15 protein-coding genes are annotated in these 12,957 nt (G+C 68.0%); 8 read left to right on the top strand and 7 right to left on the bottom strand.

The features are described 5' to 3' along the window. Window positions 1-387 precede the first annotated feature (387 nt). Window positions 388-981, bottom strand: a complete 594-nt coding sequence (locus tag AC5P6E_RS18600; RefSeq protein ID WP_010482867.1) for a mechanosensitive ion channel family protein — start codon at window positions 979-981, stop codon at window positions 388-390. Window positions 982-1,015: 34 nt separating this feature from the next. Beyond that, the gene (locus AC5P6E_RS18595) at window positions 1,016-1,195 is read right to left on the bottom strand and encodes a hypothetical protein (protein ID WP_043402757.1); all 180 of its coding nucleotides are present in this window, start codon (window positions 1,193-1,195) and stop codon (window positions 1,016-1,018) included. Window positions 1,196-1,321: 126 nt separating this feature from the next. On the opposite strand from AC5P6E_RS18595, the gene AC5P6E_RS18590 reads away from it, so the two are divergent. Genes AC5P6E_RS18590 through AC5P6E_RS18580 form a run of 3 tightly spaced genes read left to right on the top strand, consistent with a single transcriptional unit; the run spans window position 1,322 to window position 3,322 of the window. Next, entirely contained in the window at window positions 1,322-1,900 is a 579-nt protein-coding gene (locus tag AC5P6E_RS18590; RefSeq protein ID WP_019337006.1) for an RNA polymerase sigma factor, read from the top strand. Then, window positions 1,897-2,430 carry a hypothetical protein gene (locus tag AC5P6E_RS18585; protein ID WP_312719036.1) on the top strand — a complete coding sequence of 178 codons (534 nt, stop codon included), beginning with the start codon at window positions 1,897-1,899 and terminating at the stop codon, window positions 2,428-2,430. Before AC5P6E_RS18590 ends, AC5P6E_RS18585 begins: the two co-directional genes overlap by 4 nt. A gap of 10 nt (window positions 2,431-2,440) precedes the next feature. Next, window positions 2,441-3,322, top strand: coding sequence for a DUF4097 family beta strand repeat-containing protein (locus tag AC5P6E_RS18580; protein WP_312719038.1), 882 nt, complete (start codon window positions 2,441-2,443; stop codon window positions 3,320-3,322). Between the two features lie 49 nt (window positions 3,323-3,371). On the opposite strand, the gene AC5P6E_RS18575 is transcribed toward AC5P6E_RS18580, so the two are convergent. From AC5P6E_RS18575 to AC5P6E_RS18565, 3 genes are all read right to left on the bottom strand, one after another. Next, a complete protein-coding gene (locus AC5P6E_RS18575; RefSeq protein WP_005410566.1) occupies window positions 3,372-3,554 on the bottom strand; it encodes a hypothetical protein in 183 nt (60 codons plus the stop codon). Between the two features lie 11 nt (window positions 3,555-3,565). Next, window positions 3,566-3,859 carry a YkgJ family cysteine cluster protein gene (locus AC5P6E_RS18570; RefSeq protein WP_053462562.1) on the bottom strand — a complete coding sequence of 98 codons (294 nt, stop codon included), beginning with the start codon at window positions 3,857-3,859 and terminating at the stop codon, window positions 3,566-3,568. A 229-nt stretch (window positions 3,860-4,088) separates the two neighbouring features. Further along, window positions 4,089-5,450, bottom strand: a complete 1,362-nt coding sequence (locus AC5P6E_RS18565) for an Hsp70 family protein (RefSeq protein ID WP_241873191.1) — start codon at window positions 5,448-5,450, stop codon at window positions 4,089-4,091. A gap of 181 nt (window positions 5,451-5,631) precedes the next feature. Between AC5P6E_RS18565 and AC5P6E_RS18560 the strand changes: the two genes are divergently transcribed. Further along, a complete protein-coding gene (locus AC5P6E_RS18560; protein ID WP_010482882.1) occupies window positions 5,632-5,967 on the top strand; it encodes a zinc ribbon domain-containing protein YjdM in 336 nt (111 codons plus the stop codon). A gap of 6 nt (window positions 5,968-5,973) precedes the next feature. Here AC5P6E_RS18560 and AC5P6E_RS18555 read toward each other — a convergent pair whose 3' ends face one another. Further along, a complete protein-coding gene (locus AC5P6E_RS18555; RefSeq protein WP_019662133.1) occupies window positions 5,974-7,128 on the bottom strand; it encodes a transglutaminase domain-containing protein in 1,155 nt (384 codons plus the stop codon). Window positions 7,129-7,356: 228 nt separating this feature from the next. On the opposite strand from AC5P6E_RS18555, the gene AC5P6E_RS18550 reads away from it, so the two are divergent. The 4 genes from AC5P6E_RS18550 to AC5P6E_RS18535 all read left to right on the top strand — a co-directional run bounded on the left by AC5P6E_RS18550 (window position 7,357) and on the right by AC5P6E_RS18535 (window position 10,222). Next, window positions 7,357-7,959, top strand: coding sequence for a hypothetical protein (locus AC5P6E_RS18550; protein WP_049411846.1), 603 nt, complete (start codon window positions 7,357-7,359; stop codon window positions 7,957-7,959). Between the two features lie 50 nt (window positions 7,960-8,009). Next, complete coding sequence (locus AC5P6E_RS18545) at window positions 8,010-8,183, top strand: oxidoreductase-like domain-containing protein (protein ID WP_049411906.1); 174 nt, start codon at window positions 8,010-8,012, stop codon at window positions 8,181-8,183. Further along, a complete protein-coding gene (locus AC5P6E_RS18540; RefSeq protein ID WP_057504193.1) occupies window positions 8,180-8,797 on the top strand; it encodes a DUF998 domain-containing protein in 618 nt (205 codons plus the stop codon). The genes AC5P6E_RS18545 and AC5P6E_RS18540 overlap by 4 nt, the downstream gene beginning before the upstream one ends. A 78-nt stretch (window positions 8,798-8,875) precedes the next feature. Continuing rightward, window positions 8,876-10,222 (top strand): virulence factor family protein, encoded by a 1,347-nt coding sequence (locus AC5P6E_RS18535; RefSeq protein ID WP_053092032.1) that lies wholly within the window; start codon window positions 8,876-8,878, stop codon window positions 10,220-10,222. 98 nt (window positions 10,223-10,320) lie between these two features. On the opposite strand, the gene mprF is transcribed toward AC5P6E_RS18535, so the two are convergent. Next, window positions 10,321-12,885, bottom strand: coding sequence for a bifunctional lysylphosphatidylglycerol flippase/synthetase MprF (gene mprF, locus AC5P6E_RS18530; protein ID WP_312719045.1), 2,565 nt, complete (start codon window positions 12,883-12,885; stop codon window positions 10,321-10,323). Window positions 12,886-12,957: the final 72 nt, after the last annotated feature.

Genomic DNA, 12,957 nt, shown 5'->3' with positions numbered 1-12,957 from the left:
CCGCATCCATGCGGCTGACACCCCGCACTCCGACACCGCCCCACCTCTGACAGATTTCCGCGGCTGTTGGTAGGTGTCGACCTTGGTCGACACATCTGTCAGATATCGAATGAGTCATCCACGGATGGCGTGGATCCACCGTGTCGACCAAGGTCGACACCCACCAGAGCAATGCGTCGTTCCGACAGCTCGCGGAAAACTGTCGAAGGCGGGGTGGGTCCGGTTGAGGGGGCGTGAGCCGCATGGATGCGGCGACCGAGCTTACATGGACGTACTTGCAGCGTCCCCCTCAACCGGACCCACCCCGCCATCCCACGGATAGCATGCTTTTGCCGTTGCCGTTGCTCCGAGCAGGTGCAGGGCGCAGCCCTGCCGAAAACCCCACCCTCAACCGTCGCCCTGGATGCCACCAGGCGCCTGTGCCGGGTCGCGCCAGCGGCGCACCGTGCGCTGGAAGAACAGGTTGTTCGGCAGCTGCAGCACCGTGCCTTCGTGGCCGTCGCCGGTCTCCTGCAGCGTGGTGTAGATCAGGTTCACGTCGATCACCCGGCCCTTCAGGCCCGGCTTCTCGCCGTTCTCCAGCACCTCGATGTAGTCGTGCAGGCGGAACGGGCGGGTGGTGAAGATCAACAGCGTGCAGAAGATGTTGGACAGCACGCTCCACGCCGCGAAGAAGGCCACCGCGCCCACGGCGGCGAAGCCGGTAAACGCGGTCCACAGCACCGACGGCTTCGCGCCGAGCAGGCTGAGGATGTAAAGCAGGGCACTGAAATAGACCACGAAACTGGTGATCCGGCGTGCACCCATCACCATTTCGGGCGGCAGCGTGTAGTGCTCGGCGAAGCGGCGGATCAGGCGACGGGCGAGCACGCGCAGGAGCCACGCAACCAGCAGCACCAGTACGATCTGCACGGCGACGCCGGCGTAGTTCAGCCACGGGTGGGTCCAGGCGGGCAGGTGATCCTTCAGCGACAACATCATGGGGCGACTACGGAGGGGGAAACGGCCCCCGATGTTACCCGGCGCGTGCGGGGGATTCGACCGCCGGGGTCCAGGCCAGGCACACCAGCTCCTGGCGGTGCTGCTGCAGGCAGGCGCGGCCGTTGTCGGGGCGCAGCTGCAGTGACAGGCCCAGCGCCTGCAGCAGGACGCAGGCGGTGATCACCAGCAGGGCGGCGCAGGATGGGCTGGACATGGCAGGACTCCTGGACGGCAATTTTGCGAAGGACCTTCCATGGATGCAGCAGCCATCAAAAAGGTTGCATGGCATCGATCATGGATGAGCTCTAAACCTTTTTCCGGGTTGCCGCATCCAAGCGATATGCTCGACACCACCATGCCCGCGCTGCCTGCCGCCAACGACGCCGTCGACGAACCCGCCCTGGTGCGGGCGGCCGCCGCCGGCGACACCGCGGCCTATGAACTGCTGTATCGGCGCCACGCGCCCCGGGTATTCGCTGTGCTGTGGCGGCTGTGTGGCGGCCAGCAGGCACGCGCCGAGGATGCGCTGCAGGAAGCGTTCCTGCAGGCATGGAAGGCGCTGCCGGGCTTCCGTTTCGAGAGCAGCCTGTCGACCTGGCTGCACCGGCTGGGCGTCAACGCCGCGCTGATGGAACTGCGCGGGCGTGCTGCCGGGCAGGACCATGACAGCCTCGACGAAGTGGACGGAGGGTTGCAGGAACTGGCGGTACACGACCGCTGTGCCGGCACCGAACGCGACCTCGAACGGGCGCTGTCGACACTGCCGCCACGGGCACGTGCGGTACTGGTACTGCACGACATCGAAGGCTGGAAACACCAGGAAATCGCCGAACAGCTGCAGATGGCCGTCGGCAGTTCCAAGGCACAGTTGCATCGTGCGCGCGGCCTGTTGCGCGCACGGCTGGGAGACATGACATGAATACACACGACCACGATTCCGACCACGATCTACTGGCACGGCTGCGCGCGCTGCCAAGCGAGCGCGACGTACCCACCGATGGCTGGGCACGCCTTTCGGCCCAGCTGCCGCCGCGTGAGCCGCAGGCGGCGCCTGCGCCGGGCGACAACGTGGTGGCCCTGCCGAACCGTTCGCGTCGGCGTTGGTGGTTGCCGGTGGGTGCGGTGTTGGCGGCCAGCCTGGCGGTCTACGCCGTGGCGCCGTGGCGCCATGCGCGGCCAGATGTGCCGGTACCTTCAGCACTGCAGCTGCAGGCGGCGGCGATGACCGAGCAGTACCAGCAGGCCGTTGCTTCGCTGCCCGATGGACGGGCGCCGGAATGGCAGCCGGCCCTGCACGAACTGGATGAAAGCGCGGCGCAGATCCGTGCCGCCCTGGCGCAGGACCCGCGTGCGCCGCACCTGCTTGGCCAGCTCAAGCGCACCTATGCGCTGCGGCTGGAACTGACCCGGCAGGCGGCCTATGCCGCCGAGTCCGGCTTGACGACCTGAGGAGACCCCCATGACCCGAACCCTGATTTCCTGCTGTGTCGCGCTGCTGCTGGCCCCTGCCGTAGCACTGGCCGACACCCGCATCGACGAGCGCCACACCCTGGCCGCGGGCGGTCGCATCGAGCTGAGCAACGTGGCCGGCAAGGTGACCGTGCGTGGCTGGGACCGCAATGACGTGCAGCTCACCGGCACGCTCAGCGACGGCCTGCAGTTGCGCCAGGAGAAAAGCGCCAACCGGGTGCGCTGGGAGATCGAATATCCGCGCCGCAGCAACAATGGTGGCGCGACGCTGGTGCTGAACGTGCCGCGCTCGGTGGAGCTGCTGCTGAGCACGGTCAGCGCCAGCCAGGACATCAGTGGCATCGATGTGCGACGGCTGCAGGCCGACACGGTCAGCGGCAGCCTGAGCGCAGCTGGCCGCAGTGGCGACAGCAAGCTCAACACGGTCAGTGGCAGCGTCAGTGCACGCCTGCAGACGCCGAAGCTGGACGTGAACACGGTCAGTGGCCGGATCGAGGCCGGCGGCGGGGTATCCGGTGATATCGGTGCGCAGACGGTGTCCGGCCGGGTCGAGGTGGACGCCGGGCGCGTGCAGCGGCTGGCGGTGGAGACCGTCTCGGGCAGCATCGATCTGGCAGCAGCCGGATTGGCACCCGGTGGCCGCATCAATGTCGAATCGGTCAGTGCCTCGGTCACGCTGAGCCTGCCGCGCACGGTGTCGGCACAGCTGTCGGTGAACAGCTTCAGCGGGTCGATCAACAGCGATGCCGGGCAGGTGGAGCGGCCGCGCTATGGGCCGGGCAGCCACGTCGATACGCGGCTGGGCGCCGGCGACGGTGACATCCGCATCCAGTCGCATTCGGGCAGTGTGCGGGTACGCCTTGACCGCTGAGCGCGATCCGGCAGGCCGCGGCGGCAGCGCCGCCGCGGTCAGTGCTGGGTCAGCTGGCTTTCTTCAGCGCCCAGGTGGTGCCGAGGACTTCGATCTTGCCACCGGCCTTGCGGAACGCTGCCAGGTCCGAAGCGATCGAATCGCTGCTGACCACGGTGCTGGCGGCCGCGCCCTTGCGTTCGCTGCGGATGCTGTTGCTGGCCTTCGCGGGGGTCTTTGCCTTGCGGGGCATGGTTGCTCCTGTCAGGTGGAAGGGGAGGAAAGCGCCCAGGCATCGGCCTGGCGCAGGTAGTCCTGCCGCTCGCGGCGGCAGTCATCGCCGCCCATCGAAAACTGGCGGCAGATCGCCGGGCGCTGCGAATAGATCGTGCAGCGCAGGTGATAGGGATCGATCGCCGCGCACCAGCCTTCCTCGTTGCGCGCCATCACGGCACGGCCGTGGGTGTCGCGTGACAGGAACTGGCCAGGCACGTGGTCGCCGGGCTGCAGCAGCACGGGCAGCCGGCAACAGACTGCGTCACAACGGCGGCAGTCGATGGGTGCAGGTGCTGCGTCAGGTTGTAAGGCCACAGGGGCCTGGCGGGTGCCCAAAGCGGGTCTCGATGGCGGCTCAGGTGCAGCGCGGACCATGAACGAGCCAGGAAGGCATGGCCGCTAGGCCCGCAGGGCGGGCCAGGCTGCACCGTGGACACACACCGGCGTGGCCGGTGGAAGGTGCAGCGGAGTTCTAGCCGACCAAGAGTAACTTAGACCGCGTAACGTTTTGTTAATCCTGGCTGGCTGCCGCCAAGGCCAGGCCCTGGACCACGCCCAGCGAGGGCTCGCCGTGGACCATGCGGGCGCCTGGGAAGGCCTCGGCCACGGCCTGGCGCAGGTAACCGGCGCGGGACATGCCGCCGGTGAGGAACACCGCATCCGGGTCGCCCCCGATGTCGCTGCGGACCTGGGCCAGCAGTTCCCGGATCTGCTCCAGGTAGCCATGGGCGGCGGCGGCCAGGCCATCGGCGCTGCTGTCGGCATGCAGGTCGCGGGCAATGTAGTCCAGCGTGCTGCGGTGCTCGCTGGCGGCACTGAGGGCGATCTTTGCGCGTTCCACATCGCGGTACAGGCGGGCGGTATTGCCGGTGTCCTGCAGGGCCTGCAGGCGGTCGCCCCAGGGCGCGTCGACATGGTCGTACTTGTGCAGGCGGAAGTCGCGCTGGCGGGTCATGTCCTGCACGGTGGCCGCTTCCACGTAGTGGTGGGCCGGCACGCGGGTGATGCCGCGGCCGAACAGCGGCATGTAGCTGGACAGGCTCAGCGCCAGGTCGATGTCGGTACCGCCGCGGGCGATACCCCAGGCGCGGTGGATGCGCGGGGCGTCGTCGCCGCCGACTTCGGCATGGGCGATGTCGGTGGTGCCGCCGCCGATATCGACGATCACCGCCTGGTGCCGCTCGCGGCTTTCGGCGTGGTAATGCATGGCCGCCGCGGCCGGTTCCTCGAGGAAATCGATCTGGTCGAAGCCGGCCTGGGTGGCGGCCTCGCGCAGGATGTCCAGCGCCTGGTCGTTGCCGGCCGCACCGATCGAGCTGCGGAACTGCACCGGGCGGCCGAGCAGGGCGGCACGCAGCGGCTGGCCGAGCTGGGCGCTGGCGGTCAGGCGGATGTGCTCGAGGATGTGTGCGGCGATGCCGGTGATGGTCTGCTTCGCGCGCGGGTGCAGGTTGTAGCCCAGCATCGACTTCGGGCTCTGCACCAGGTTGCCTTCGTGTTCCTCGAAATAGGCTTCCAGCGCATCATCGCCGTAGACCGCGTTCTGCAGCAGGTCGCTGGCGCTGCGTTCCTTGCCGGCGCGGGCTTCCATCCATTCCCGGCGCAGTGCGCGCAGGGCTTCGCGGCGCAGTGCCTGTGGCGTGCGTTCCTGGCCGGCGGCACGGGCTGCGCGCGCGGCGCTGTCGATCATCTGCTGCAGCTGGTGTTCCTGGCCGTCATCGAGCTGGAAGTCGTCCGGATCGGGCACCACGCCGGGGAAATACACGCTGGTGCGGAACTGCTCGGCATCGCCGAAGCGGATCGGCAGCAGTTTTCCCTCATGCACGATGGCGGCGGCGGAGTTGCTGGTACCGAAGTCGATGCCGAGGCGCATGGGAGTTCCGGGGGCGATCAGGGGCCGCGCACTCTGCTGCAGTTCGCCGCCGACTGCAAGTTCCAGCGGGCGTGCTGTTCTGGTCCGGGTCCAGTGGGCAGCCCGGAGCCTGCCCGGAAAAGGGCCGGGGAAGCCAGCCGGTTACAATGGCGGCTGTTGATTCACTTTGAGGTATTTGCTGATGTCTTCTGCCCCCGCCTGCCCGCAGTGCACCCTGGAAAACACCTACGCCGATGGTGCGCTGTGGATCTGCGCCGACTGCGGTTTCGAATGGACCGCCGAGGAAAGCGCCGGGTCCACCCTGGTCGTGCGTGACAGCAACGGCAATACCCTGCAGGCCGGCGACACCGTCACCGTGATCAAGGACCTGAAGGTGAAGGGGTCTTCGATCCCGCTCAAGCAGGGCACCGTGATCCGCAACATCCGCCTGGTCGAGGATGATGCCGAGCACATCGAAGGCAACTCGGACAAGATCAAGGGCCTGGTCCTGAAGACCTGCTTCCTCAAGAAGGCCTGATCACCTTCAGCGCCTGGCCTGCTGCTGCGCGCGCCAGCGGGCCAGGCTGTCCAGCTTGGCCTGGTAGCGCGCCTGCTCCGGCGCGCCCCCCAGTTCCTGTGCACGCAGCAGTTCGCGATCGGCGCGCTTGAGCTGGCCAGCCAGGAAATAGACCCGCGCCAGCCCGAAGTGGAACTGATGCGCGGTGTCATACAGGCGCACGGCCTGCCGGTAATAGCGGATCGCCTGGTCCAGCTGGCCGGCCCGTTCGGCCTTGGCGCCGAACATGTACTGCGCGAACGGGTCTTCGCGCTGCACCGATTTCAACCGGCGCTCAAGTGACTGCGCCTGCGCGGTCAAGCCCAGGCTGCGGAACAGCGCGGAGGCATTGGTCAGTGCGGCATCCTGGCGGCCGTCCAGCTGCAGCGACCGGTCCAGCGCCTGCCGCGCCGCCTCGTTGTTGCCTTCGCGGTGGTCGAGCACGCCGAGGTTGTTCCACACTGGAGCGAACCCGCTGTCCTGAGCCACGGATGCGTCGAAGAATGCACGGGCGCCGCCGAAGTCACCGTCGGCGAGGCGCTCCGCACCCCGGTTGTTGTAGAAATGCGCCAATGCCCGCGCACGGCTGACGGGAACCGGCCCGCGGCGGTCATAGAGCACATTGCGATCCAGGTCGACGGTACCGAAACGCCCGCCGACATCGACGCCGGCATTGACGTGGCCGACGCTGTAGACCACGCCCGCGTCCTGGTCCTGGTACCAGGACACCACCTGCCCGACTTCCTGCACGCGGGCCTGGATGCCCGCCTCCCGCGCAAGCGTCACGAACAGCAGGGTGAAGGCCAGGCAGTTGGCGCGGCGGTGCTGCCAGATATCGCTGACGGTGTAGGTCGCATTGGCGTCGTACTGCAGGTCCAGCCCGTGCTGGTCGAAGATCATCTCCACGAGCGCCTGCAGGCGCTGGTCGCGGGAGTAGCTGCGCTGGATCACCTGCTTCTGGAGCATCGCACGCAGGTCCGCGGGAATGGCGAACACTTCTTCCGGGGTCGGCACGCGTGCGGCCGACACGGTGATGGTCGGGGTCGTCACCACATCGGCGGGCGGTGCCTGGCCTGCGCCGAAGGCAGGAGCACAGAAGGCCAGCAGCGAAAGGGTGAGGCAATGGGCGGCAGAACGGTACATGACGGTTCCCGGCAGCGGCGGGCGCTCCCGCCTGTGGCGAGTGTATTCCCATGGATGTCCAGCAGCAGCGACCGTTGGTCGGCGCCGCGTTCATCCACAACCGATGTGGACCAGCGCGCGACAAAGGTGTGGACAACTGGCTCCGGGCCTCGCCTGGCAAGCGTTGTGAGTGCGTGGTGAAAAAACCGCCAGCTTGCCCGGCGCCGGCACAGGCGGGATGATCCGGGCATGGACTTCTCACCGCTGACGCTTGCCCCGGCGCAGTGGCAGGCGCTGCAGGACAGCTATGCCACGCCGCCACGCGCCTACCACCACTTCGGCCATGTGCGCGCGGTGCTGCAGCACTGCCAGGAGGTGGCCGATGGCCCCGGCTGGAAGCAGCCGGCCGAGATCTATCTGGCCGTGCTCTATCACGACGCGATCTACCAGGCGGGGCGCAAGGACAACGAGGCGCGTTCGGCGCAGCTGGCCCTGCAGGCGATCGCACAGGCGCCGGAGCTTGCCGGTGTCGACGCTGCTCGCGTGGAGCAGTTGATCCTGCTGACCGCCCGCCATGGCGCGCTGGGTCCGGAGGATGTGGATGCCGAGGCGGCGCTGTTCCTGGACTGCGACATGGCGATCCTGGCTGCACCGGAGCCGGCGTTCGCCGCCTATGACCGTGGCGTGGCCGAAGAATACAAGGGCGTGGTGCCCGGCTTCCTGTACCGTGCCGGCCGCCGCCGATTCCTGCAGGGCCTGCTGCGCGCACCGCGGATTTTCCTCAGTGAGTTCTTCCATCAGCGCCTGGACGCGGCCGCGCGTGACAACCTGCGTCGCCAACTGGGTGGTTGAGCTGGCCCGTTACACTGGTGGCCTGTTTCCAATGATTGTTGTTTCCGACCGTGTCCGTTCCTGATCCCGATCCCCGCCCGCTGCCACCGGAAGAGCCCGGTCCCAACGAATGCTGCGGCAGTGGCTGCCCGCTGTGCGTGCTGGACCTGTATTCCGATGAGCTGCAGCGCTACCGCAAGGCACTGGCCGAGTGGAAGGCGCGGCATCCCGAGGCCGCACCATGAGCCGTGCGCGCCCGGCGGCGGTGCTGGCACTGGTGGCGCTGCTGCTGTTCGTGGCCACCGCGCTGTGGACCCAGGTCGCGCGCAGTGATCTGGACTGGGTGCGGGCGACCTTGAGCCTGTACCTGCACGGGCCGTGGGGGCTTGCATTGCGTGCTGCCTACTGCCTGCTGGCGCTGGCCATTGCCGCACTTGGCATTGCGCTGTATCGCGGCAGCATCGGCCCGCGGCGCAGTGCGGCCGCCCCCTTGCTGTTCACGGTTTCCGCGCTGGGCCTGGCGACGGTGGCGATCGGCGACAGCTGGCTGCCTGAAGCGACGCCGCTGCTGGCACCGTTCATCCATGGACTGGCAGCCAACACGGCGTTCCTGTGTGCCAGCGTCGGCATGCTGTTGCAGGCCTGGTACCTGCGCCGCGAACCGGGTTGGCAGTCCGCCGCGGGCCTGCTCTGGGGCTGGGCATGGCTGGCCTTCGTGCTGCTGTGGCTGCATGTGCTGTGGCGTGGTGGACCACCGCGTGGGCTGGGACAGAAAGTGGTGATCGCGGTGATCGTTGGCTGGCTGCTGTATCTGGCGATGGCCTTGTACCGTCGCAGCCGCCAGCCCGCGGCCCACTGAATCCCCAACGGCCTGCGCCGGTACGTGCCGTGCACGCGGCGGCGGCGTATCGTGTGCGCATTCCATCGGGGATGCGATATGAAGCGTGCAGGGCTGGGCAGGGCAATGGGTGTGGTACTGGCGCTGGCCGCGCTGCCGGCGACGGCGGCCGTGACCCCGCAGCAGTTCAGCCATGGGCGGTTCGAGCAGATTCCGGTGCACATGCCGGCCGGCACGCCGCAACGGGTGGTGATCTGGTTCCACGAACCCACGGCCGGCGGTGACACCAGCCGCCTGCCGATCGAGGCCCTGCGTGCCGATGGCGCGCTGGTCGCGGCAGTGGACATTGCGCACCTGCGCGGTGTGCTCAAGCGCGAGGGGGACCCGACCTGTTCGTTCGGTTCCGGTGACGTCGAGAATTTCTCACGCTGGCTGCAGGCCTCGCTGCATCTGCCCGGCTACCACCTGCCGCTGGTCGGCGGTGATGGCGAAGGTGCCGAGATGGCCTATTCGCTCGCGGCGCAGGCCGATACCCAGGTGTTCGCCGGTGTACTCACCACCGGCTTCTGCCCGGACCACAACCACCAGCGCATGGTCTGCGGCGATGGTGTGAAGCACAACAGGCTGCAGCCTGCCGAACTGAATTTTCCGTGGTTGAGCGCGGCAGGTGATCACGGCTGCAAGGTGGGCCAGGCCAACCAGTTCGTGCAGCAGGTCGCCATGGCGCGCGAGTTCAAGCGCACTGCGCGCGGTGATGCGTCACCGGGCCTGGTGGCTGCGGCACGGGTGATCGGCGCGCAGGCCGGCGTCAGCCTGGCCCCCCCGCCTGCTGCACTGAAGGGCCTGCCGGTGGTGGAAATGCCGGCGACCGGCAACGGCGATACGCTGGCGGTGTTCGTCTCCGGCGACGGTGGCTGGGCTGGCCTGGACAAGAACGTGGCGTCGTCACTCAACGAGCATGGCGTGGCGGTGGTCGGCATCGATTCGCTGCGTTACTTCTGGAGCGAGCGCACACCGAAGGGCTTTGCGGGCGACCTGCAGAAGATCATCGACCACTACCGCCAGCAGTGGCACCGCGACAAGGTGATGCTGATCGGTTTCTCGCAGGGCGCCGACGTGCTGCCGGCCACGATCAACCAGCTCGACGCCGGTACCCGCGAGGCGCTGGAGCGCATCGTGCTTCTGTCGGTGGGCAGGAAGGCCGACTTCGAATTCCATGTCAGCAACTGGCTGGGCGGTGGCGGCGACGGCCTGCCGATCGCGCCGGAAGTGGCCAGGCTGCCGGCGGAAAAAACGTTGTGCGTGTACGGCGACAAGGATGAGGACGCACTGTGCCCGGACCTGCCGGCCAATGACGGCGTGAGGAAGGTGAAGCTGCCGGGCGATCACCATTTCGGGGGGGACTACGATCGCTTGGCCGAAGTGATCCTCAAGGGCGGGGCGTAGCGTCAAGCCATGCCCGACCACTGTCGCCGCCGTGTCGACCAAGGTCGGCACCTACCGTGCAGTGGGTAGCGTCGAGCCATGCCCGACGCATCGCGGCTTCAGTTCCGCCGCGGATCCAGCGAGATCAGGCGCGTGGCATCCAGCAGCGCGGCCGGCAGATGCATGCCGCCGGGCGCCGCGAGATAGCGTGGCCGCCACTGCGGATCGAACTTCGACTTGAAGCGGCGCAGGCCACTGAAGCCATAGAAGCGTTCGCCATGCCGCGCCAGCAGGCCGGCCAGGCGGTTCCAGCGACCGGCCAGCCGATGCTGGGCCAGACCGGACAACGGCGCCATGCCCAGCGAGAAACGCGCATAACCCTGCGCGCGGCCCCACAGGAACAGTTCGATGAAGAGGAAGTCCATCGTGCCCTTCGGTGCTTCGTTGACGTGGCGCATCAGGTCGACCGACAGCTCGGCGCCGGCCGGTGCCTGCCACAGGTTGGCGAACGCCACGATCTGGCCTTCGGCCTCGACCAGCGCTACCGGGAAGCGCACCAGGTAATCGGGGTCGTAGCTGCCCAGCGAGAAGCCCTTCTCATCGCCGGCCTTGTCTTCCAGCCATGCATTGGAAATTGCGTGCAGGCGCGGCAGCAGGCTGGGAATTTCCTCCACCGGTGCCACGCGGAAGGACAGGCCGCTGCGCCTGCCCCGGTTCCAGGCCTGGCGCAGATCGGCACGTTCGCGACCTTCCAGCCCGAAATCATGCAGCGGCACCATCGCTTCCTCGCCCAGCTTGACCAGGCCCAGGCCCAGGTCGAGGTAGGTCTGCCAGTAGGTCTCGCCCACCTGGTAGAACACCGGGCGCAGGCCCAGCCGGTCGGCTTCCTCGCGGAAGCGCCAGATCAGCGCGCGCGCCACGTCAGGCGGGCCGACCGGGTCGCCCATCGCGATCAGCGAACCGCCATAGCGCTGCATCATCACGAAGCCCTGTTTCGCATCATCGCGCAGCACCGCCTTGTCGGCGGTCAGTACCAGGCAGGCCTGGGTATCGGTGGCGCCGGCCAATACCGGCGCCAGTGATTGCAGCGTGGCTTCGTCGGCGGCCGGCAGCGGGCTGCGGGTGCTGTGCAGCAGCCGCGCCAGGCCGAACATCACCAGCGCGATGGCTACCACCAGCAATGCACGCAGCGCGCGCGGTGCGTTGCCCGACACCGCGAACTGCCACCACAGCTCGTTCTGGTACTCGACATGGCTGTAGGTGAAGAACAGCAGCCAGGTGACCGCGACCAGCACCAGGCCGAGATTGCGCAGCCACGGCCACGACCAGGCTTCGTCCAGCAGCGCACCCTGGCGGTAGAACTCGCGACGTGCGGCCCACAGCGCCATCGCCACCAGCACTGCCGAGACGGCGATCAACAGTTGGCCACCGCGCAGCCACAGCGGCAACGGGGTGATCACGCACACCGCCATTGCCAGCATCCACGCGGCGTGGCTGCGTCGGGCCAGGCCCTGGCCGATCAGCAGCAGGGCGACGCCGCTGAGGCTGCCGATCAGGTGCGAGGTTTCCAGGATCGGCAGCGAGGCGTTCACCAGGTGACGGCGTGGCGTCGGCAGCGTGCCGTCGATGACCAGCGCGGCGCCGATGCTGAATACCGCCAGTGCGATGATCTGCGGCAGCCATGGGCGCAGCGCGTTCCAGCCGGCACGGGTTGCCCCGGCGCTGGCCTGCAGCGGCTGACGCAGGGCGGGCGCAAGGGCGAGCAGGGTGGCCAGCACCAGCGGCAGCACGTAGTAGGTGACGCGGTAGATCAGCGCTGCCGCCAGCACCGCTGCCGGTGCCACCTGCGGCAACAGCTTCAGCAGGCTCCACTCGAACACACCCAGGCCTGCGGGCACGGTGGAGACCAGGCCGGCCAGCACTGCCACCAGGTAGAGGCCGACGAAGCCCGGCAGGCCGGTCGGCGTGGAGTCTGGCAGCAGCACATAGAACGCGGCACTGGCCAGCACCAGCTCGATGACGCTGAGTACGGTGACACCGATCATGGTGCGGCGATCGGGCAGCCACAAGGCGTGACCGAGCACACTGAACTGCCGTCCATCGCGGCCGACCAGCAGCACGGTGCCGAGATAGGCGAGCAGGGCAACGATGCCGACGATGCGCACGGCATCGGGATTCAAGGGCAATGCCAACGCTGCCGCGGCGGGTTCCATGCACAGGGCCACGCTGATCAACAGCCATGCACCGAATACGAAACCGAGCGTGCTCATCAGCACCACCTGGCCAATCTGCGCCAGGTCCAGGCCGGCGCTGCGGTAGCCGCGCAGGCGCACCGCGCCACCGGTCAACGCGGCAAAGCCCACGGTCTGGCCCAGCGTGTGCGCAAGGAACGCGGTGATGCCGACGCGCGCGGGGTGCACGCGGATGCCGCTGCGACGCAGGCCGATGGCATCGAAGCCGATCAGGCAGGCGTAACTGGCCAGGCCGAGTACCACGGTGAGCGCGATCTGCGTGCCGCTGAGCTGCCGGAACGCCTGGCGGATCGCACGATAGCCGTGCTCGTCGAACTCATTGGCCAGGCCGTGCAGGGCCAGGGCGAGGATCAGCAGCGGGATGACGATGGTGGCAACCCGCTTCCAGGTTGGCGTGGAAGGGGCAGTGGTGGAATCGACGGGGGCGGTCATCGGCGCAAGGGTGCGGCAGGAGGGGCGAGGGCGGTGTCAACGCGGGCGTGGCGCATCGTGCGCCTGTCATCG

The sequence above is a fragment of the Stenotrophomonas sp. YJH_SMC_16 genome (genome assembly GCF_059367875.1).
This window is presented reverse-complemented; position numbering and strand designations above follow the sequence as displayed.